The following is a 22,418-nucleotide window of genomic DNA, read 5'->3' as shown; positions in this document are numbered from 1 at the left end:
TAAAAATAATCTAATTACAACCATAAATGCAAACAAGATAAATGAAAGAGTGATACATGCGTAAGAAGCCCTTGGAAAACATACCGAAACTAGTAAAGTTAGCCAGCTTATTGCTGGCCATCACCGCCCTAAGCTCATGTAGCGGCGGCTTTGAGCCATTTGTTGGCGTTACCTCCGGCAAAAACAAATCCTATGCCGCTCCAGTTGAAGCGCTCGAATATAATTATGAAAATATGGCCGGCGGTTCGATTAATGGCGGCTGTATTCCCGGCACTAATGGTGTTGATGATTACGAAGTAGGTAAAAAACGCTATGGTGGCGGCTCTACCTGTGGCGCTGCCTATCTGCCGGCCAAATGGAAGCCGGGCATGACTGCGCGGATTTATTGGAAAGTTTATCCTTATCCTGGTTGGCATGCCAGAGGCTTAAATGTTCCCGGTATGGTCAGAGATAGTAACGAGTTAGCTATTATTAATCAATATGATGAAAATTATTCCGCAGTCATCCCTTTACCCCCACCCCCTCCATCAATGGGCGATGATTTTGGCAAGGTAAGTAATATTACCGTCCATTTTCTGGCCTGTAATCAGATATATATTGATTATGGCACTCTGGAAGATGATTCACGCGAATCAGTAAAAAAACAGTTTGAACTGTTTGCCAAAAGCCAGAAACTCTGTACCCCGCGCCCCTCCATTAAATCCATGGCCGATTATCGGCGCAACAAAGCCAAGCTCGATGCAATAAAGAAAGAACGCCAAAATATCCCACAGGTAATCCTGCCTGAATATATTCAGGAATTGCAGCAGCAGGGCAAATTGCCGGTAACCAGCAAATAAGCTATTCCTCTTTTTACAGCGGCCGTACCGCCATATGGCGGCACGGCCGTTATGGCTGCGCTATCTTCTATCGTCTATACATATGTAAACAAAAATATAAACTTGTATAAAATATGTTAATATAGCCTAATGACAGCTGTACCTAAAACCTTGGATTAGCAGCCAATATCTGGCTGAAATCCCACGGGCAGGCGGGCGCTGTGCGCAACAGGCTATGCCGGCAAACACCGTCATTGCTTGCAGCGCCGCTCGCCGGCTGCCCGGCTTTTTTGTATAAATGAGTGAAAGAGGAAGCTCGCCATGGCTGAACAAGACGATAATAACAAACAACCAGTACCGCCGGCTGCGGCCGACAAACCGGCAGCGGATACCAAGCCGGGCGCTCCTGCCGGCAAACCGGCAGCCAGTCCTAAGTCTTCGCCCAATAATCCGCATAACCACACCATCAGCCTTGATGGCATTACTGCCGGCCATAAAGTAGAGCAGCATGATTATGGCATTTACGATAATGCCCAGGCAGCCGATGCCGCCAATCGCCCCCCCGCCGCCAGCCCCAAAAAACCAGACTCGGCCAAAAAAAAGCCGGCGCCCCCCGCTGCCAAGCAGCCGGGTAAACCATCCGCTGGCAAACAGCAGGGTAAGGCACCCGCTGGCCAGCAGCCCGGCAAAACCGCGCCGCCAACCATGCCCGATTTGCCAGCCCCGCCGCCAATAGCAACTCTGGAAGCAAAGCTCAAAGAGCTGGCCGCGCCGTATATGCCGGCCATCAAACCGATTGAATTTCAATGGCCGGGCATACTTAAGCCGGATGAGTTTCCCACCGCTGCCGGTGGCCGCCTGCCGGCATCCATCAACAGCATTCACGACAATCGCAAAGACAACCATTTTATCGACCGCACCAAGGCCAAGCCCTGCCAGAAAATACTCAAAATCAGCTTCTTTTTTGATGGTACCAACAACCATGAAAAAGCCGATAGCGTGGTCTCCGGCGCCACTCCGCCTACCGCTGAGCAGCTTGATCCGCTCCAGCACGCCGCCGCCCAACAGGCCAAGCTGATACCGGCCTACACCTATCCGCGTACCACTAATGTAGCGCGCCTGTTTCATGCCTGTATGGGCGCTGGTGGGCTGCCGGGCGATAATAATCGTGACGAGGTAATGATTGAAAATGGCTGGTTTAAGCATTATATTCAGGGCGTTGGTACTCGCTTTGAGGAAATCGGCGACGATGATCCCAAAATGCTTGGCGAAGCATTGGCCAAATATGGCCAGGCACGCATTAACTGGGGCTTAACCCGCATCTGTGCCAGTCTCGGTATCAGCAAGATATTTAATGAAAAAGAGTTACCATTAGCCACCGCGCAGAAAATGGTTAAAGGTATGGATTGTCGTATCGGGCGTAAAGTGCAGTTGGATAGCTTTCTCAATACCTTGCAGCGCCCCAGTTCCACTCCCTTGCCCAAAGCCATCAAGCTGTATGTGGTTGGTTTTTCCCGTGGCGCTGCCGAAGCGCGTACCTTTATCAACTGGCTGCTTGATTACCTGCTCGACCGCGACGAAAATGCCGCCGCCCGCGCCCAGTTGGAGCAGTTACAGGCACAGCAGGCGCAGGAGCGCATCAATCAGCGGCAGGACAATCGTGCTGCGGCCGCAGCCGCTGCTGAAGCCGCAGCCGCTGCCAAACAGGATACACCAGATAAAGATAAGGAAGCAGCCGCTGCCGCGCCAGCCAGCCCGGTAAACAGTGCTGCCGATAAGGCCGCCATCCAGCGTGTACAGGCGCAGGCCGCCGCCATGCGTTCCGCCGCCCCCAAAACAGCGCCCAAAGATAAAGCCGCTACTGCCCCCGATGGCGAGCAGCCTTATCAGGGCATTGAGCTCAAGCTGCTTGGTATTCCCATCTATATCGAAATGTGTGGCTTGTTTGATACCGTGGCTACCGTAGGCATGTCGCCGTTGGTGGCCATGGTTACCGGCCACTGCTCCTGGGCACACCGTACCATGTCTCTACAGCGCGCCGGCAGCGCTGGCTTTGTTAAAAACTGCTACCAGTTTGTTTCTGCCCATGAGCAGCGCAAAAGCTTTTCCGTTGACAGTATCTGCGTCGATGGCGGCTATCCCAGGGGCAATTTCAAGGAATATGTCTATCCGGGCGTGCATTCCGATATCGGCGGCGGCTATCCGCCCGGCGAGCAGTTTAAAAGCAACTATGGTATGGGGCATGTACTGTCACAGATTACCCTGCATGATATGTATGCGCGTTGCTGGCAGCATGGTATGCCTTTGCAGGTATCATCACAACATCCTCAGTTCGCTAAGGACATGCAGAAGCATCCGCGTTTTAAGCTGAAGAACTATGAAATCATGAATGATGATACTGATAATGAGTTTGCTACCCAGCCGGAAATGGTGCAGCTTTTCAATGGCTGGCTGAAAACGCTGGAAACCACGAATATCAGCACCGCGCTGCAAAAACAGATTCACCATTTCACCGCCTACCGCATTCTGCGCTGGGTACGCTCCGGTATCGCCGGCTATGCGGGCTATCTGGGCTTGCCGCTTACTGCGGATGGCAGTGTGGGCGAAAAAGAAAGCAAAGACACTAAAAAAAGCCGTACCAAACTAATTGGGCAGGGGCGCAAAGAGGCCAACGAAGCCGGTAAGGGCAAACTGCCGGATACCCGCGTGGTGGATAATGATGAGCTGTGGCAGCAGGCCGGGCTTGACAGCATCCCCAAAGCCGAGCGCAGCAAATTTCTCGACGGCATCATCAATAAAAATTACGTAGCCGGCAACGATGGCTGGGATTTAATTGAAGGCGCCAAGGAATTCAAGGCCGATTACCTGCATGAATTCCATCTTGAAAACATCCTGTCGGCCGGCTTTCTGATTTCCACCGCCTTTGCCGGCAGCATGTATATGCTCAATAATGACGACGAAGCCGCCGAATATCAGGATATCCACAATAATGGCGATACCCTGTATTTCGGCGCCGATCCTGCCAAGCTCAAAACGCCGGAGCCGCCAGCCAATCCGCTGCCCATTCCGCCAATGGCTCATACCTTTGTGGCACAGCGGCATCCGGCCGGCGCGGCGGGCGACAAAGAGCGCAGCCAGCCGTGGGAATTCTCGGCGCAGGAAATCAGCGACATGTGGGCAAATGCCGATAAAGGCTCCCTGATTAGCGGCGCTATGCTTAACGTGCTGCGCCAGCGCTATCAGCACGTACTTGGCGCAGATATAGCCGCCAACACCGCCAAAGACATCTGGCAGCGCCTCCGGCAGGCCGATATGCGCGACAGAGTGGTCTTGCAGCAACGCCTGAAAATCCATGCCGAAAAATATTCCGCCACCTATCCGCACATGGTGCAGATTTTTGACAACCAGATACACGACTCGCGTGCCTGGTTTATGCATGATTCCGCCCTCAGCAGCCGTGAGCCCTTTACCAGCTATTTTGCCCACCGCATTGTATTTAGCGGCGGCTTTTCCAATAAACCGCTGTCACCGGTATTGCTGGCCGAGCGCGTAGTTGGCATTGCCGGTATTGCCCGCAGCGCCTATATGGGCGTGAAATACGGCAATCCTGCCTACATCCTGATTGGCCTCAACAATCCCGAGCTGTTTGTTACCGCAGCAGATAAAGCTGCCTGGACCATGCTCACCAAAGACTACGAAGCACTGGCCATCGACCCCGATACCGGCAAAATCCTGCCCAACAGCAAAAATCTGGAAAAGCTGCGCCAGTTTAGCAAAGACATGCAAACCGCGCTCGAACAGATTAAAAACGAATACGCCCAGCAGCAGCGCTGGACAGACAAAGATTTTGCCGATAAAACCCTGGATCAGATTATTCAGAATAGCGATGAAACCATCAAAAACCTGAATGAAATCCGCGAGCTATTGCTTGAGCAGCAAAGAAAGCTCGACCAGCTGGCCTCAGCCAGCCCGCAAGTGCAGCAGCAGGCACAGCAGCTGGGTAAAATGCTGGATAAAGTAAGCAGCAATCAGCAGCAATTGCAAGCCGCCGTACAGCAGGCCAGAGCCGGCAGCATTGATAAACCTCAGCTCAAGACAGCACTCCAGCAGGGCATGAAGGTATATACCGACCCGCTAGCCGGCATGCCGCAAACCAGCCTGATGCAGCCGCCCGGCTTGGAAAACATCAGCAAAGACAGTCTGGCCGCGCATCTGCGCCAGCAGCTTAGCCAGTACCAGCAAAACCTCAGCCGCAGCAGCCAAACCAGCGCCGCCCTGCTTGAAAGCGGCGCACAGGAGCCGCAAACGCTGGCACAGGCCTTTTACCACAACGGCAGCGGCGATATCTACGATCAGGCGGTGGAACAGATAAGCCAGTCAGCCCTAAACCGGCTCGGCCTTGGCCAGTTGGAAATCAACCAGTATCTGCCGGAAAACATCGCCAGCCGCAGCCAGCCGGAAATCAGCCGCCTGCTGCAACAGTTGCAAACAGGAGACATCCCGCCACAACTACAGACAATTTCGCCACAAAAGCTTGAATTAATAAAAAAAGTATTGCAAAGCTGGCTGGTTTAGCAGTAATCTGAATTCAGCGTCTCATTAACGCCGACTTCGTATCAACGCCATTGCATCAATACTGGTGCAATGGCGTTTTATTTTGATTGGCCGCTATGGGTATACCGCAGCCGGCGCGGCTGGCATAACAAAACGTGCACTATCCGGAATAACCGCTTATAATTAAGTAAATTATTGATATATAATTGTAATTTAAAGATAAAGCTGTAAGCTGAAACTACAAATACAGCGGTAGCATTACTACTGAACATTAAAATGGTTAAGTTAAGCAGTAAATAGCCCAGTAAAAATAATCTAATGATAACCCTGAGTAAAGGAGCAACCTATGTCTGAATCATCCCCGGCAACTATCCCTAAGCTGCTTAAGCTAGCCTGTTTATTGCTTGCCACCACTGCCATCAGTTCATGCAGTGGCGGCTTTGAGCCATTTGTTGGCGTAACCTCCGGCAAAAACAAATCCTATGCCGCGCCAGTTGAAGCACTTGAATACAACTATGAAAATATGTCGGGTGGTTCGATTAATGGTGGCTGTATTCCAGGCACTAATGGTGTTGATGATTATGAAGTGGGCAAAAAACGCTATGGCGGCGGTTCAACCTGTGGTGCCGCCTATTTGCCCGCCAAATGGAAACCGGGCATGACTGCACGTATCTATTGGCGGGTTTTACCTTATCCAGGATGGAAGGCTCGTATGTTAAATATTCCTGGAGTAAACTTTGATCAAAATGAAAAAAATATAATAGGACAATATTATGAGAACCATTCCGCAGTCATACCTTTACCCCCCCCTCCAGCATTTGCTGGCGATGATTTTGGCAAAGTAGCAAATATCACCGTCCATTTTCTGGCCTGCAATCAGCTTTACATTACTTATGGTACGGTAGAAGAGGGCAAAGATACTCCCATGCATTACAAGCTGTTTGCCAAAAGTCAGAAACTCTGTACCCCACGCCCATCAATTAAATCTATGGCCGATTATCGGCGCAACAAAGCCAAGCTGGATGCAATAAAGAAAGAACGCGAAAATATCCCGCAGGTAATCCTGCCCGAGTATATTCAGGAATTGCAGCAGCAAGGCAAATTCCCTGTATCAAGCAAATAAATCCCGCATACCTAGCAACGGCCGGCCGTCTGTATTTTCGCAGCGGCCGCTTTGCCTATTTCCGCCACTAGGCACATTCTGTAATCTTGCGCCTCTGGTCTGGCACCGTGCCCGCCACGCCCGTCTGCCGGGCTGCTTTTGTGCCCGCTTCACTTCTCCCGGCCAGCCATAGCCGCCTGTCCAAAGCCAATTGTTCCGCACCAAAGCTGATTTTAGGCCTCAATACACAATAGTATGGCGCAAACTAGCCAAAATACGCAGCATAATCCCGTATTCGCCTGCTTAGCTATAAGGTATATCCGCATAAACAACGCTTCTGCACTCAGCTTATAACTGAGTAAAATATTGATATATAATTAACATCAAAAAGAAATGAGCAACTGACAATAGCAAGCGATAGCGATTAAAAAATTTAATCTAAGCAACAAACAGCATAGTAAGAAATCATTCCAATATCAGCCAGAGTAAAGGAGCAACCTATGTCTGAATCATCCCCGGCAACAATCCCTAAACTGCTTAAGCTAGCCTGTTTATTGTTTGCCACTACTGCCATCAGCTCATGTAGTGGTGGTTTTGAACCATTTGTTGGCGTAACCTCCGGCAAAAACAAATCCTATGCCTCGCCAGTTGAAGCATTGAACTATACAATTGAAACTGTTCATGGTGGCAGTATTAATGGTGGCTGTATACCTAATACATCGGGGGTAGAAGATAATGAAATAGGTAAACACCGTTTTGGCGGTGGTTCTACCTGTGGTGCCGCCTACTTACCGGCTAAATGGAAACCGGGTATGACTGCTCGTATTTATTGGACAGTTTTACCTTACCCTGATTGGCAACCCAAGGGGTTAAATTTACCCGGTGTCAATGTTGATGAAAGTGAGTATCGAACTATTGTTAAATATGCTGAAAATCATTCAGCAACTATTCCGTTACCCCCCCCCAGCATTTGCCGGCGATGATTTTGGCAAGGTAAGAAATATTACTGTCCATTTTCTGGCTTGTAATCAGATATTTATTGATTATGGTACCAGACAGGAAAATGCGCCTGAGATAGTAAAAAAACAGTTTGAACTATATGCCAAAAGTCAGAAACTCTGTACCCCACGCCCATCAATTAAATCCATGGCAGATTATCGGCGCAATAAAGCCAAGCTGGATGCAATAAAGAAAGAACGTGAAAATATCCCGCAGGTAATCCTGCCCGAGTATATTCAGGAATTGCAGCAGCAAGGCAAATTCCCCGTATCAAGCAAATAAATCCCGCATACCTGGCAACGGCCGGCCGTCTGTATTTTCGCAGCGGCCGCTTTGTCTATTTCCGCCACTAGGCACATTCTGTAATCTTGCGCCTCTGGTCTGGCACCGTGCCCGCCACGCCCGTCTGCCGGGCTGCTTTTGTGCCCGCTTCACTTCTCCCAGCCAGCCATAGCTGCCTGCTCAAAGCCAATTGTCCCGCACCAAAGCTGATTTTAGGCTTGAATACACAATATAAACAACGCTTCTGCACTCAGCTTATAACTGAGTAAAATATTGATATATAATTAACATCAAAAAGAAATGAGCAACTGACAATAGCAAGCGATAGCGATTAAAAAATTTAATCTAAGCAACAAACAGCATAGTAAGAAATAATTTCAATATCAGTCAGAGTAAAGGAGTAACCAATGCCTGAATCATCCCCGGCAACTATCCCTAAACTGCTTAAGCTAGCCTGTTTATTGCTCGCCACCACTGCTATCAGCTCATGCAGTGGCGGCTTTGAGCCATTTGTTGGCGTAACCTCCGGCAAAAACAAATCCTATGCCGCGCCGGTAGAAGCGCTCGAATACAATTATGAAAATGTGCATGGTGGCAGTATTAATGGTGGCTGTATTCCTAATACGCCCGGTGTGGATGATTACGAAGTGGGTAAAAAACGCTATGGCGGCGGTTCTACCTGCGGCGCTGCTTATTTGCCGGCTAAATGGAAGCCGGGTATGACCGCGCGGATTTATTGGACAGTTCTGCCTTATCCTGGCTGGCAGCCAAAGGTATTGAATAAGCCTGGCTTAGTTTTAGATGAACATGAGTATCAAACCATAATGCAGTATACTGAAAATCATTCAGCAACTATTCCTTTACCCCCACCTCCAGCATTTGCTGGCGATGATTTTGGCAAGGTAAGAAATATTACTGTCCATTTTCTGGCCTGCAATCAGATTTTTATTGATTATGGTACCAGACAGGAAAATGCACCTGAGATAGTAAAAAAACAGTTTGAACTGTTTGCCAAAAGCCAGAAACTTTGTACTCCGCGCCCCTCCATTAAATCCATGGCCGATTATCGGCGCAACAAAGCCAAGCTGGATGCGATAAAGAAAGAACGTGAAAATATCCCGCAGGTAATCCTGCCCGAATATATTCAGGAGTTGCAGCAGCAGGGCAAATTCCCTGTATCAAGCAAATAAATCCCGCATACCTAGTAACGGCCGGTCGTCTGTATTTTCGCAGCGGCCGCTTTGTCTATTTCCGCCACCAGGCATTCTGTAATCTTGCGCCCCTAATCTGGTGCCGTACCCGCTACGGCTACTGGGCTGATTTCGTACCAGCCTCACTTCACCCAGCCAGCCCAAAGCCAGTTGTTCCGCCGCCAAGTTGATTTCAGGCCTGAATACACAATATTGTGGCGCAAACCAGCCAAAATACGCAGCATAATCCCGTATCCACCTGCTTAGCTAAAGGTATATCTGCATAAACAATGCTTCTGCACTCAGCTTATAACTGAGTAAAATATTGATATATAATTAACATCAAAAAGAAATGAGCAACTGACAATAGTAAGCGCTAGCGATTAAAAAATTTAATCTAAGCAACAAACAGCATAGTAAGAAATCATTCCAATATCAGTCAGAGTAAAGGAGTAACCAATGCCTGAATCATCCCCGGCAACTATCCCTAAGCTGCTTAAGTTAGCCTGTTTATTGCTAGCCACCACTGCTATCAGTTCATGCAGTGGCGGCTTTGAGCCATTTGTTGGCGTAACCTCCGGCAAAAACAAATCCTATGCCGCGCCGGTAGAAGCTTTAAATTATGATTTTGTTGATATTGGTGGCGGTAGTGCAAATGGCGGTTGTATACCTAATACATCGCCAATTAACCCTGAAGATATTGGAAAAAAACGTTATGGTGGTGGTTCCACCTGTGGCGCAGCTTATCTGCCAGCCAAATGGAAGCCAGGGATGACAATTAGAGTATCTTGGAAAGTATTACCTTATCCCGATTGGCGACCAAAAGTATTAAATATGCCTGGGCTGGTTTTTAATGAAGAGCAATCGCGGATAATCAGTCAATATAATGAATATCATTCAGCAACTATTCCTTTACCCCCACCTCCAGCATTTGCTGGCGATGATTTTGGCAAGGTAAGAAATATCACCGTCCATTTTCTGGCTTGTAATCAGATATTTATTGATTATGGTACCAGACAGGAAAATGCGCCTGAGATAGTAAAAAAACAGTTTGCTCTATATGCCAAAAGCCAGAAACTCTGTACCCCACGGCCTATCATTAAATCCATGGCCGATTATCGGCGCAATAAAGCCAAGCTGGATGCAATAAAGAAAGAACGCGAAAATATCCCGCAGGTAATTCTGCCTGAATATATTCAGGAATTGCAGCAGCAGGGCAAATTGCCCGTACCAAGCAAGTAAACTTTATACATTATTATAAGCAGCCTGCTGGCGGAAAATGGTGGCCGGCTGCTTGTCTATTCGTGTGGATTATATATTGCAAGGCTTAGATGTGGTTAATGTTGATATATCGTCTGTTTTCAGCGGTTTTGTATGTGGATTTTTAATTTTATATCAATTAGCTAGGCTGAACATTTTGGTTGGTAAAAGACACGGTTTATACTAATCGATTTTCTGGTATGACAGATTTTTGTATAACAAATTTCACCATAATGTGAACTTAATGATTTTATTAATTAAATGATATTGTTTGCTAATTGTTACGTAGCCAGTAGCTATGCATAATGCTGCTTTGTGTGGGTTTACCTGTTTGTTGATGGCGTGGCCGGGCTATTAATTCTTTGGATTAGAAAGCGGTATGCTCAGGCAGAGGCTGGGACTGGTGTTTTTTAGCCGATGTTGTTCACTGCGGCAAGGATAATTCAGGCGATAAGGGTAATAATATATATTTGGGTGCTATTGCAGTGTGGTGATGCCGTTTTTTCTTGTTGTGATTTTCGATGGCGGGATTCTTTGGGTTGGCCGCTTTTTTGTATGGCCATTTCATCAGCGCGGGAAACCTGCTACTGATATGTGCTGGCCGGTTCTTTCTGCTGGTTTTCTCTGTTTGCGCTAACTCTGTTTGCTCCTTTGGTTTAGTGTGTCGACTGGCAGAACATTCCATGCCATTCAGGCCTGAATGATGTAATGATTGATAATCTGTACCGAGACTGATGTGTAGTGCCGGTGTTTATGCAGATGATATCAGCCGGATAGTGATTGCTGCTGGCTAAAGTATCATCTGTTCCCTTGGATCTCTGAACGATAGCCTTATATGAGTTAACAAGCTTGTAACAGGTAAATAAACCTTTTCCGACGAGTGCTTGCGCAATCTTTGCCATCTTACTGTATGGTATAGATAGTATGTTATCGGCCAGTAGAATCAGGATACTGTACTTATTGAGCATGCGCAGAATGACCAAACATAATATTAATCAATGATGCGCCTCCTATGCTTATCCGTGTATTAGTAGCAGCGATTGAGGCCTTTGAAGTTTGGTATATTCGGAATATTTTTAATAGGCAGTATAATTTACTTCAATAAAAAAGCCAGCATAGCAGGCTTGGTGTAATCTAAAAATTAATTAATAAATCTAGTAGGGTGTAATTCTTCTATAGGCACATCCACTCTTGAATTGCTGCACTCTTCGTACGTAATAAAATCTTCAACTTTAAGGGCGTTGCAAATAAAAACCACTCTTAAGAGTGGTTGATTGTGTTACATAATCAAGATTAAATTTTGTATCCTTGAAGCTCTTTAATCTTGGCTTTTGCCAGTTTTGTTATGCAGGTATATCGGTTGATATCTGTCTGCACCTGGGTATCAGCCGGCTTTGCTGCATCGCATTCATTGTTGGCACTCTCAGTCCAGTTTTTAAAGTTTGAATTCAAGTGGTCTTTAATTGGTTCTGGTATGGTATCCCATGTTGTATGTAGTGTTTCTAATGAATCTTTTGCTTCCTGTTTGACTTTTTGTAGCTGCGCTTCTTTTATTTCTGTGTAAATCTGATTTTTCTGAGCTTGAAGTTCGAGAATGCGTGTGCGCGTTATATTTGTTTCACAGTTTAAATAAGCTATCTGGTTTTGCTCAGGTGTTGAGTATTCGTTGGTTTGGCACTGTTTTTTCTTTTCATGGTTCCATGTGAGCTGCTGAGGCTTTAAATAATTGCGCACATCGGCATCCATGTCTGTCCATACGGTATTGATTTCGTCATTTGCTGCTGCGTTATCTTGTAGTGCGCTTTGTAATAAAGCCTGTATGTTTTCCTGTGCAGTTTTCTGATTATCTGTATTGGCGATATTCTGAGGTGCTGGCTCTGGTGCAGGGATGTCTGGTGCTGTCTTTTCGTTGTCAGAGCATGTTTGCAGAAGTATGGCAATAACAGCTAAAAAACCAATTGCTGCTAAGGTGGTTTTTAAACAACCTCCATTTTTAGCTATGGCTGCTGCGCTAGATGATGCTGCCGCTGAGGTACTTTGGTTGATGATAATCTGCGGCTTTTCCTCTGCTGATTTGGTTTGAGCGGGATTACTGTATTCGTCGTCAGGAAAGGGAGTGCCACGGGCTTTGCTTAATAGTAAAGCTTTGTGCTCTTCGTACTCTTCTTTTGTTATTGCTCCTTTTTCCAATAATTCATACAGGCGAGTAAGTTCATTTGTTAAAGATGGCTTAGACATATAAACTCCTTATGTAATATCTAAGTTGCTACGAAGATTGGCATTAGTGATTTTTGCTATAACGACGATAAAAATCATAGTCTATACAAGCGGTACTCTCGGTGATTTCACTGTACTTTTTACCTCGGCATATATTTGTTTCAGATTTCTATTAAAGTATTTTAAATAGTAATCTGGGTTATTATTTGTTTTGCGATTCTTGAGTTTTACGCTTTCTTGATACATTGATTTTATGTATTGCAATTGTGGATTTTCTGCGCAAACACAGGAGCTGGTGCATAAGCTGAAAAGAGCCAGTAGTAGTTTTTTCATTTGCTTTCCTGATTTAAATCTATTTCCCAAACCGCGCGCTACTAATGGAGTACAGTAATTTTGTTAACTTTTGTTGTATGGTTGGCTATAAAAAGTTAAATAAATCAAAACACTGAGTGATAACTGTTTGGCCATTTGCAAGCGTTAACTGATTATATAGCTTATTTTATTTTCTAGTTGTAAGTTGATTAAAGCTAACATTTTTTTTCTGTTTTGGTTGTTTTGTTTTCAGGGCTGCTTTTACATTGATAGGGGGTATTAAGGCGCATTGCTGGCTGCTTTTCGCCTTTAAATATTGGATTGGAAGAGGTATTTTTGCGATGATAATTTTGCCTTTAAGTGTTGCTGGTTTGTGATAAGTTAGTGGATTGGCTGCAACAGTAAATCTGGCAATTTGCGCGATTAAAGTGAGGGCAATTGATGTGATTGAAGCCCTAAGTAGATAAAGTAAAATTTGGAGTGCTGGTTGATTAGTTATTTAATTGTGTATTTTTCAATCTGGTCTGGTTGATCTCCCCAGCCTGCCCAAATATTTTTAACAGTGGTTTTATTTTTCTTTATCGATTTAAATTGCATGACGATAACTTGAGGAGCATTTTCTGCGGTTTTGTTCCTTTCTACCAGCATGACGGTATTGTTATTTAGCCATTTAACGCGCAAAGACAAATTAGGTAAGCACTTGGTGCCTTGTTCTGCATATATAAACGCATATAATCCATTGCTTGAAAAAGCCACTCCCGCGCAATTTTCGCCCTTATAGGTTAATTTTTTACCAGATATGATGGTTTTATAATCTTTAGCTATTGCTAAAGAGGGTAGAAGTAAAAGAATTATTAATAGTTTTTTCATGTTGTTGATGTCTCAGGCTGGTTAAACATGTAGTTTTGTGTGTCTTTTATTGCAGCTACGGTATGGCTATTTACTGTGCCTGACGATGTTTTAACGTCAAGAGTTTGTCTATTAATATTAACATGTTTGCTGTTGTTAGTATGGGGTACAGACTGATTAAATCTTTATTGATTGTTTGCTATATGTGTTAAGCTTTTGCTGCTCCATTGGCTACGCCAATTGCGCGTGTATGATTTTTTATTTTATTTGCGCTATTCATTATATGAGCAGCATCCGTTTTATCTGTTGTATAACTCGCTTTATAATCATTTTTTGCAGAAATCACTGTAGTATATCTTCTTGTTGATGAAATTTAATATGTTCTCAAGCTAAATCATCTTCGGAATAGGCTCTGTAATAAGCCTAATTTCCAGTGCTTTTGTCTAAAATTTTGTTTTTGCTCCTTGCCAGTATTTATTGGTCTTATGGTGTTTGAGCTGTATTCAGTGACGGAGGTTATATGCTGCCTCTATCCGGTTTCTTGCGCTCATTGAGTTAAAATGCTTTATGGATAAATCGCCTATTTAACTCTCTTAAACTTCGGCAGCTACACCATAATGTTTTTTTACTAAATCTTCTTTAGCTAACGGCCATTTCCCGGTTATATGCACGTTGCCGGTAGTGCCATTACACACGGCTTTGCCTGTTCTGACGGAGAGGTTGGATTTAAGCGGCCTCGTTATACTATTCTGTCCGTCACAATCCTTACCACTATGTGTTGCTCTGCTTTGTGGCTGGTAACTTTTATTTATAAAGGTAATGTTTTTTATAAGGCTGTATTGATGTGGGTTAAAGTTGGCTTTCAGGCTGAATCCGTACGATTGTATATAAAAATTTTATTTACTGGGTTGGTTAGGCTATGAAGTAAGTTTGGATATTGGGCTGTTATGTTGTGGTTGGCTACCGGCACAAAAAGAGCAGGCTTTGGTGTTTGATGCGGAGATAGCCGGCGATTTGCTGTGAATGCCGGTAACGGGCTAGACAGTATTCTGGTGGTAATGTTTGTTTACAGGATGGCTGAATGTTGCAGAACAACGGTAATCTGAATAGGGGTATCTGGGGGCAGGGTAATGTGTTGTATAAATTTTGTACTACAGCTTCTGTGACCAAAAGATTTTATCGCCGAACAAGGTGAGTTTCTGAATAGTTGGCCATTGTTTCTGGGAAATATTTGCTGCTCAGAGCAAAGGATGAAGCAATATAATTGTTAATTATGATTGTTTTGTAGTGATTCGTTTCCTGTTTTAGCAGTTTCCTGAGGGGCGGATTGGATTGGGTATGATAATGGGTTTTTACTAAACTTCAGTAATTGGTAAATTTTTTTTATGTTTTACTTGATTTGATTTGGTATTTACTTAACTATTACTAAAATATTTAATATTTTTTTGTTTAGTATAATTGTATATTTCTTATATAAGTTGGGTATATAATTATAACCTTTTAGTTGGTGTTTTCTGGAGTTTTAATTCTGAAAAACGCCTTTGCACATATTCAGAATAACTATGCTTAATAAAGATCAGTTTGCCGATAATCATTTTATACGTTCTATTATTGAGGATGACCTGCAAAGCGGGAAATGCCAGCGAGTGATGACACGTTTTCCTCCTGAACCAAATGGATATCTGCATATTGGCCATGCTAAATCTATCTGTCTGAACTTTGGTTTGGCCTATATTTATGATGGTTTGTGTAATCTGCGCTTTGACGATACGAATCCTGAGAAGGAATCGGATGAGTATGTGCGCTCGATTAAGGAAGATGTGCAGTGGCTGGGTTTCCAGTGGAATGAAGAGCGTTTTGCTTCGGATTATTTCGAGCGCCTGTATGAATATGCGCTGGAGCTGATTAAGGCCGGTAAGGCATATGTGGACGATCTGGATGCGGAGGAAATGCGCCAGTATCGTGGTACGCTGACGGAGCCGGGTAAAAACAGCCCGTATCGTGAGCGTACGGTTGAGGAAAATCTGGATTTGTTTGCGCGTATGCGTGATGGTGAGTTTCCGGATGGCAGTAAAACGCTGCGGCTGAAGATTGATATGGCTGCGGGCAATATTAATCTGCGCGACCCGGTGATTTACCGTATTCGCCGTGTACATCATCATCGTACCGGCGATAAATGGGTAATTTATCCGATGTACGATTATACGCATGCGATTTCGGATGCGATTGAAAATATTACGCATTCGCTGTGTACGCTGGAGTTTGAATCACACCGGCCGTTGTATGATTGGGTGGTGGAAAATATTGAAATTGCGCATCAGCCGCATCAGTATGAGTTTTCCCGGCTGGAACTGTTGTATTCGATTACTTCAAAGCGTAAGCTCAATCAGCTGGTGGTGCAGGATCATGTGTCTAGCTGGGACGACCCGCGTATGCCTACGATTTCGGGTATGCGTCGTCGTGGCTATACGCCGGAAGGGCTGCGCCTGTTTGCTAAGCGGGTGGGTATTTCCAAGAGTGAAAATGTGGTGGACATGAGTGTGCTGGAGGGCGCAATTCGTGAAGACCTGGAAAGTGTGGCACCACGGATGATTGCGGTGCTCAATCCGATTAAGGTGGAGCTGATTAATTTTGATGAGGCGTTAACGCAAAGCCGTGAGGCGCCGTTTCATCCGCATCACCCGGAAATGGGTGAGCGCCTGATGCCGCTGACGGAAACGATTTATATTGAAGCAGATGATTTTGCGCTTGACCCTCCTAAAGGCTGGCAGCGCCTGACTCTGGGTGGTGAGGTGCGCCTGCGCTACAGTTATGTGATTAAGTGTGAGGAAGTGGTGCAGGATGCGTCTGGCCGGGTGGTATCGCTGAAATGTTCGATAGACCACGATACGCTTGCTTCCAAGCCGCAGGGGCGCAAGGTGAAGGGGGTTATTCACTGGCTGTCTACGGAGCATGCTGTATCGGCTAAAGTGCGTTTGTACGACCGCCTGTTTACGGTTGAACGCCCTGATGCAGTGCGTGGTGATGATGGGCAGTATCGTGACTTTGTTGAGTTTCTGAATCCGGCATCGGTAACGGAAATTGATGCACTGGTGGAACCGGTAGCAAATACGCTGGCACCGGAAACGCGCTATCAGTTTGAGCGTCTGGGCTATTTTGTAACTGACCGCTATGACCACAGTGCGGAAAATCCGGTATTTAACCGTACGGTAACTTTGCGTGATACGTGGCAGGCACAGGCAGAGAAGAAGTAATGATGCTTGTGTTTGTGCAGAAAGCCGGCCTTTCATGGCCGGCTTTTTTGTACGCTAAATATCTGGCTGGGTAATTCGCCGGCTTGTTAAAATGAATTGAATGGTATTTTCTGGTGATTAGAGGCGGTGTGATGCGAGTAATTCCGGTGCGTGCTGGTTATCTGGCTAATTTACCAATGCTGCTGAGTATGGTGCTGGCAGCATGGTGGGTATGGTATACGGGTAATACGGCAGAAAGTACGGCGCTGTTTCTGGGGATTATTGCTGGCGGGCTGGTGGATTTGGATGATGGATTCACCGGCCGTTTGCGCAATCTGTTTTTTACACTGGTGCATTTTTCGCTGGCTGCTACGGCAGTGCAGTGGACATTCGGGCATCCGCTGGCGTTTTCATTGCTGATGGTGTGGGCGGCATTCAGTACGACGATGATGGGTGCAATTGATGCGCGTTATCGGACAATTGCCTTTGGTACGCTGCTGGTGATGCTGTATACGGTGCTGACTTATTCGCCGCATTTGCCGTGGTATACCAATCCGCTGATGCTGGTTTGTGGTACGTGTCTGTTTAGTATATGTACGCTGGTGCTGCATCTGTTGTTTCCAAACCGGCCGGTACAGGACAATCTGGCCGGTGCTTTTGCTAAACTGGCAGACTATATGCTGGTGAAAGCACAGTTTTTTGACCCTGATGAGGCAGATTTGCTCTCGGAAAGGGAGCTGGCGCTGGCAATGAAGAATACGGCAGTGATTGACGGGTTTAACCGCTGCCGTGCGGCACTGTTTTACCGCTTGCGCCGGCAGCACCGCCAGCGTGGTATCAGTACGCTGCTGCAATACTATCTGACAGCACAGAATATTCATGAGCGGATCAGTTCGCGCCATGTGGATTATGCAGCGCTGGCGCACAGGCTGGCGCACTCGGATTTGATTTACCGGATTCAGCGCCTGATTGTGTTGCAGGCACAGGCTTGCCAGCAGATGAGTGAGTGTCTGCATGAGGATAAGCCCTATGTGTTTAATATGGTGCTCCAGCGTGCTGGTGAAGGGGTGCAGCAGGCAGTAGCACGTTATTGTGCTGAATGTGATACGGATGAGGATACGCCGGGTTTGCAGCAGCTGATTGCGAATATTCTAACGATTAATGAGCAACTGCTCTGGCTGGAACAGGTAAAGGCTGCTGGTGTCAAACAGGAGGCAGGTGATATGCAGATTGCCGGGCAGGATGTTGACCGGATACGCGATATTCTGCCGGCGTTAAAGACGCATTTTACTTTGCAGTCGAATGTGATGCGCCATGCTATCCGGCTGGCGATTCTAACGGCTGTGATTTGTATGGTGGTTGAAAGCGGCCAGTTGAAGATGGGCTACTGGATTTTGCTCACTGGGGTGATTGTGTGCCAGCCGAACTATTCGGCAACCACGACTCGTTTGAAGCAGCGCATAATGGGTACGCTGCTTGGTGTGCTGGTGGGCTCGGTATTGCCGTATTTTGTGCCTACGCTGGCAGGCCGGCTGGTGATTGTGGTGGTGAGTACGGTGCTGTTTTTCGCATTCAGGCTACGCCGTTATAGTTTTTCTACGTTTTTTATTACGGTACAGGTACTGGTGGGTTTTGCGATTATTGGTATGGATACGCAGTCGGCCATGCTGTCGCGTTTTGTGGATACGATTCTGGGCTCGGTGCTGGCGTGGTGTGCGGTATCGTGCCTGTGGCCGGACTGGCGCTATCTGACGCTGGGGCGGATTGCCAGACGTGCTTTGTGCGCTGATGCTGCTTATCTGCGGCAGGTGGCACAACAGTTTCAGAACGGGCACTGTGATGATTTGGTTTATCGTGCTGCGCGGCGCAATGCGCATGAGCTGGCCGCTATGTTGAGTAATACTGTGGCGGATATGTCGCTGGAACCAAGGCGTTACGGGCAGCATCTGGTTGAAGGTAAAGCTTTGTTGCAACTGAATTATGTGCTGCTTAGCTGTATTTCTGCACTGGGTGCGATTCGGGTACAGGTAGACCGTGTGCAGCCGCTGTTGACACCTGAGCGGGTACAGCACTGGTGTACGATTGCCAGCAGGCTGGCAGAAATGATGACGCAAAACGTTGATTATTCTGCGTTTCAGGCTGAATGGGAGGCCGTTGGCGAGCTATTAAAGGTGCACAAGCCACAGCCGGATGATGATGTGGTGGGAAAGGTGTTATGGCGGCAATTGCAGCGGATTCATGTACAGCTACCATTGTATCGGCAGGCTTTACTGACTGGTACCTGAGCCGGCAGGATGATGGCACAGTGACTTGTTGAGTGAGCGGTTTAAAAGTCTGCCTAAAATAAAATAATTGTAGCGCATGTAACCCTTTTTCGATTATGCTGGTGGTAGTTTTCTTTAAAATTCAAGTATAAAGCACCTTTGTGGCTGCATGTTATAATCTTAAAGAATCATTTCAATGTTAATAATGAAAGGGTTACCATGACAGCACCGAATGAACAGAATGAGGGTTCTCCTCATGTACCGCCATTGATTCCTACCCAGAATGGAACACTGGAGTTACACGACATTACGATTATTGACCAGACTAAGCTTAGAAAGGCGATTTCTGCCGCTGCGCTGGGTAATGCCATGGAATGGTTTGACTTTGGCGTATATGGTTTTGTGGCTTATGCGCTGGGGCAGGTGTTTTTTCCGTCTGCTTCTCCCAGTGTGCAGATGATTGCAGCATTGGGTACATTTTCTGTACCGTTTCTGGTGCGTCCGCTGGGCGGGGTGTTTTTTGGTATTCTTGGTGACCGTTTCGGCCGGCAAAAGGTATTGTCGACCACGATTATTATTATGGCGCTCAGTACTTTCTGTATTGGGCTGATACCATCGTATAACAGTATTGGCATCTGGGCGCCGGTATTGTTGCTGCTGTGCAAGCTGGCGCAGGGGTTTTCGGTGGGTGGTGAATATACTGGTGCAGCGATTTTTGTGGCGGAATATTCGCCCGACCGCCAGCGTGGTTTTCTGGGCAGTTTTCTGGATTTTGGTTCGATATGTGGCTTTGTGCTGGGCGCAGGGATAGTGGTTTTGCTGGAAAATATCATGGGTTCGGGGCATTTTCTCTCATGGGGCTGGCGCATTCCGTTTTTTCTGGCCGCACCTTTGGGTTTGCTCGGCTTGTATCTGCGTCATGCTGCTGAGGAAACACCGGCATTCCAGAAACATCTGGATATGATGGAAAAAGAAGAACAGGAAGAGGTGAGCAGTCGTCCGCGGGTTTCGTTTACGGAAATTGTGCGGCGTTTCTGGCGTACGCTGCTGGTAAGTGTGGGGCTGGTATTAACTACTAATATTACTTATTATATGCTGCTGACCTATATGCCCAGCTATCTGTCGCACAATATGCATTACGGTGAAGACCGCGGTGTGCTGATTATTATTGCGATTATGATTGGCATGATGTTTATGCAGCCGATTATCGGTTTTATGAGTGACAAAATCGGGCGCAAGCCGTTTGTTATCGGTGGTTCTGTTGCGCTGCTGGTTCTGGCCATTCCGTGCTTTCAGTTGATTACCAGTGGCAAGGTAGGGCTGATTTTTCTTGGCCTGTTTATTCTGGCACTGATTCTGAATTGCTTTACTGGGGTGATGGCATCAACTTTACCGGCGCTGTTTCCTACGCGTATCCGCTACAGTGCGCTGGCCAGTGCTTTTAATATTGCGATTATTGTTGCTGGTTTAACGCCGACTATCGCCGCGGCACTGGTGGATGCCACTAACAATCTGTTTATTCCGGCCTATTATCTGATGGTGGTGGGGGGTATCGGGATTGTTACTGGTATTTATCTGAAAGAAACAGCTAACCGTCCATTACGTGGTGTATCTCCTTCGGCTTCGAATAAAAAGGAAGCACGCGAGTTGCTGGCTGAGACGTATGAGCATATTGAGCAGAGTGTGGATGATATTGATGCAGCCATCGCCAACTTGCAGGAGCAGATACAAGCGCTGGAAAAACGCAAACAGCAGTATGTTGATTTGCATCCGAAAATGGAGTGATTAGTTCGTTATCCCTAGCTGAAATTTTAGCCACTAATGTTAGCCTGTTTGGGTTAATATTAGTGGTTTTTTTGGTAAAGATTTTTAGAAATAATTTATAAAAGGGATGATATGAGAAAATATAAAGAGATTACAGAATTTGTTATAGATTTGTTTAAAATATTTAGTATTTTAGGCACGGCTATAGGAGCTTTTATTGTTGTTATCTACTGTATAGAGATACATTTTTTTCCTCAAGACGTAACAATTAGCGGTGCTTTGTTGTTTATATGGGTGACGATAAATTTTGGAATTTTATATGGATTAATTATCGTAATGCTATATATGGCAAATCTATCAATATTTTATTTGCTATGCTTTATAAGACAAATTTTTTTTATTGTTAAATTTAAGAAAATTAAAATAAAAAATTTGAAAATAAAATATTTACCGCCTGTTGATATTATGCTCATATTTTTTCTTTATGGGCTAATAGCTCAAGCATTTATAATACTATTTAGCATTGATCTAAAAATTTTTTCTTTAATGAAGATTTTTTTAGTACAAGCATTGATGTTACTATTATATTCCGTAAAATTCTTTGCTGATAATAGAATTAGATCTAAATTTTTTAAAATTGTAAATATAGAAAAAGAAGAATCAGATAAAGATAAAATATCACGAAATTTTATGTATTTGTTGTTGTTGATATTAATTCCATTAGTGGTAGGTCAGTTTGGAGGTAATTTAATTAAATTTTCTTTTATTTTAAGTGGTATTAGGCAACCTAATGTAACGCTATATATAGATAAAAATTATAGGAATGTATTACAGACTAGAATTAACCAATTTAATAATGATAAAGAAAAAAGTCTACATTTAAAGTCAATTCCAGATTGTATTGATTTGTGTCACTTAGATAATGTGAATATTCTATTTGCTAGTGTTGGTTCTCAGATTTTATTTGAGATACGAACAATGCAAGACAAAAATGGGCAAAGTGAGGCCTTGCGATTTATTTTACCATCTAGTGCAATTAAAGGCATTGAGTCCAAAATTATTTATTCTAAAGATGATTAAATTAATAGGTACTTTTTTCATCATTAGGCCGCTTGATTTATCGGCAATCCAGTTTAGTTCTGAATATTTTTGAGTATAGTAAAAAGCCACTAAATATAGCCAGCTTTGTCAGATGTTGGTGGCTTCTGATTACAATACGGTTTGACAAGAGTAGGGGATAAAAAATGAATCTGGCAGAGCTGATAAAACTGTGAAAAGAATATACCCGGCTCATGGGATTAGCAGGTGCAGCATGGGGTATGCTGGTGTTATTCGGTGGCTACGGTTTGTTTACGGAGCAAGGCCAGCATATTGATTAGATATGCCGATACTATTTATCTGTCAGGGCTGTGATTTGGGTTTCCACTATATTTCATGCAAAATATTTAATATTTTGGGAATAAATGAAAACGTCCCATCTGCTGTAATGCTACTTAAACATGTGGGTTGTTTTCGGCTTGATAGCTGTTTCTGTATGATGGGTAAATCAGGCATTGCCGGTATGGTTGCGATTT

The 22,418-nt window shown here is 45.3% G+C and carries 17 protein-coding genes; 11 read left to right on the top strand and 6 right to left on the bottom strand.

The genetic code is table 11. The annotated features are described in order from the left end of the window. Window positions 1–56 precede the first annotated feature (56 nt). The 3 genes from GYX26_RS05045 to GYX26_RS05035 all read left to right on the top strand — a co-directional run bounded on the left by GYX26_RS05045 (window position 57) and on the right by GYX26_RS05035 (window position 6,495). Window positions 57–839 (top strand): DUF3304 domain-containing protein, encoded by a 783-nt coding sequence (locus GYX26_RS05045; RefSeq protein ID WP_174828364.1) that lies wholly within the window; start codon window positions 57–59, stop codon window positions 837–839. Window positions 840–1,139: 300 nt separating this feature from the next. Next, complete coding sequence (locus tag GYX26_RS05040; protein ID WP_174828363.1) at window positions 1,140–5,393, top strand: DUF2235 domain-containing protein; 4,254 nt, start codon at window positions 1,140–1,142, stop codon at window positions 5,391–5,393. 325 nt (window positions 5,394–5,718) lie between these two features. After that, a complete protein-coding gene (locus GYX26_RS05035; protein WP_174828362.1) occupies window positions 5,719–6,495 on the top strand; it encodes a DUF3304 domain-containing protein in 777 nt (258 codons plus the stop codon). Here the strand turns inward: GYX26_RS05035 and GYX26_RS05030 are convergent. After that, complete coding sequence (locus GYX26_RS05030; RefSeq protein WP_174828361.1) at window positions 6,484–6,696, bottom strand: hypothetical protein; 213 nt, start codon at window positions 6,694–6,696, stop codon at window positions 6,484–6,486. The genes GYX26_RS05035 and GYX26_RS05030 overlap by 12 nt on opposite strands. A gap of 278 nt (window positions 6,697–6,974) precedes the next feature. On the opposite strand from GYX26_RS05030, the gene GYX26_RS05025 reads away from it, so the two are divergent. From GYX26_RS05025 to GYX26_RS05015, 3 genes are all read left to right on the top strand, one after another. Continuing rightward, on the top strand, window positions 6,975–7,457 hold the full coding sequence (locus tag GYX26_RS05025) for a DUF3304 domain-containing protein (protein ID WP_174828360.1): 483 nt from the start codon (window positions 6,975–6,977) through the stop codon (window positions 7,455–7,457). Continuing rightward, a complete protein-coding gene (locus GYX26_RS05020; protein ID WP_174828359.1) occupies window positions 7,399–7,755 on the top strand; it encodes a hypothetical protein in 357 nt (118 codons plus the stop codon). The genes GYX26_RS05025 and GYX26_RS05020 overlap by 59 nt, the downstream gene beginning before the upstream one ends. A 407-nt stretch (window positions 7,756–8,162) precedes the next feature. After that, window positions 8,163–8,945 carry a DUF3304 domain-containing protein gene (locus GYX26_RS05015; protein ID WP_174828358.1) on the top strand — a complete coding sequence of 261 codons (783 nt, stop codon included), beginning with the start codon at window positions 8,163–8,165 and terminating at the stop codon, window positions 8,943–8,945. Here the strand turns inward: GYX26_RS05015 and GYX26_RS05010 are convergent. Beyond that, window positions 8,934–9,131 carry a hypothetical protein gene (locus GYX26_RS05010; RefSeq protein WP_174828357.1) on the bottom strand — a complete coding sequence of 66 codons (198 nt, stop codon included), beginning with the start codon at window positions 9,129–9,131 and terminating at the stop codon, window positions 8,934–8,936. The two genes, GYX26_RS05015 and GYX26_RS05010, sit on opposite strands and share 12 nt — an antisense overlap. 273 nt (window positions 9,132–9,404) lie before the next feature. Here GYX26_RS05010 and GYX26_RS05005 point away from each other — a divergent pair, with 273 nt between their 5' ends. Continuing rightward, a complete protein-coding gene (locus tag GYX26_RS05005) occupies window positions 9,405–10,187 on the top strand; it encodes a DUF3304 domain-containing protein (RefSeq protein WP_174828356.1) in 783 nt (260 codons plus the stop codon). Window positions 10,188–11,498: 1,311 nt separating this feature from the next. On the opposite strand, the gene GYX26_RS05000 is transcribed toward GYX26_RS05005, so the two are convergent. The 4 genes from GYX26_RS05000 to GYX26_RS04985 form a co-directional block, all read right to left on the bottom strand. Next, window positions 11,499–12,443: an SHOCT domain-containing protein gene (locus tag GYX26_RS05000; protein WP_174828355.1), complete on the bottom strand. Its 945-nt coding sequence runs from the start codon at window positions 12,441–12,443 to the stop codon at window positions 11,499–11,501. Between the two features lie 81 nt (window positions 12,444–12,524). Continuing rightward, window positions 12,525–12,755, bottom strand: a complete 231-nt coding sequence (locus GYX26_RS04995) for a hypothetical protein (protein ID WP_174828354.1) — start codon at window positions 12,753–12,755, stop codon at window positions 12,525–12,527. 474 nt (window positions 12,756–13,229) lie between these two features. Beyond that, the gene (locus GYX26_RS04990; RefSeq protein WP_174828353.1) at window positions 13,230–13,604 is read right to left on the bottom strand and encodes a hypothetical protein; all 375 of its coding nucleotides are present in this window, start codon (window positions 13,602–13,604) and stop codon (window positions 13,230–13,232) included. Window positions 13,605–13,791: 187 nt separating this feature from the next. Then, a complete protein-coding gene (locus GYX26_RS04985) occupies window positions 13,792–13,929 on the bottom strand; it encodes a hypothetical protein (RefSeq protein ID WP_174828352.1) in 138 nt (45 codons plus the stop codon). Window positions 13,930–15,145: 1,216 nt separating this feature from the next. Here GYX26_RS04985 and GYX26_RS04980 point away from each other — a divergent pair. The 4 genes from GYX26_RS04980 to GYX26_RS04965 all read left to right on the top strand — a co-directional run bounded on the left by GYX26_RS04980 (window position 15,146) and on the right by GYX26_RS04965 (window position 21,924). After that, the gene (locus tag GYX26_RS04980; protein ID WP_174828351.1) at window positions 15,146–16,837 is read left to right on the top strand and encodes a glutamine--tRNA ligase/YqeY domain fusion protein; all 1,692 of its coding nucleotides are present in this window, start codon (window positions 15,146–15,148) and stop codon (window positions 16,835–16,837) included. Window positions 16,838–16,968: 131 nt separating this feature from the next. Next, a complete protein-coding gene (gene yccS / locus GYX26_RS04975; protein ID WP_174828350.1) occupies window positions 16,969–19,101 on the top strand; it encodes a YccS family putative transporter in 2,133 nt (710 codons plus the stop codon). A gap of 198 nt (window positions 19,102–19,299) precedes the next feature. After that, window positions 19,300–20,865, top strand: coding sequence for a glycine betaine/L-proline transporter ProP (gene proP / locus GYX26_RS04970; protein ID WP_174828349.1), 1,566 nt, complete (start codon window positions 19,300–19,302; stop codon window positions 20,863–20,865). Window positions 20,866–20,976: 111 nt separating this feature from the next. Then, window positions 20,977–21,924, top strand: coding sequence for a hypothetical protein (locus GYX26_RS04965; RefSeq protein WP_174828348.1), 948 nt, complete (start codon window positions 20,977–20,979; stop codon window positions 21,922–21,924). Window positions 21,925–22,418: the final 494 nt, after the last annotated feature.

This window comes from Snodgrassella sp. ESL0253 (assembly GCF_013344965.1).
GTDB lineage: Bacteria > Pseudomonadota > Gammaproteobacteria > Burkholderiales > Neisseriaceae > Snodgrassella > Snodgrassella alvi_B.
The sequence above is the reverse complement of the archived record's forward strand: the minus strand, read 5'-3'. Positions and strand labels throughout refer to the sequence as shown.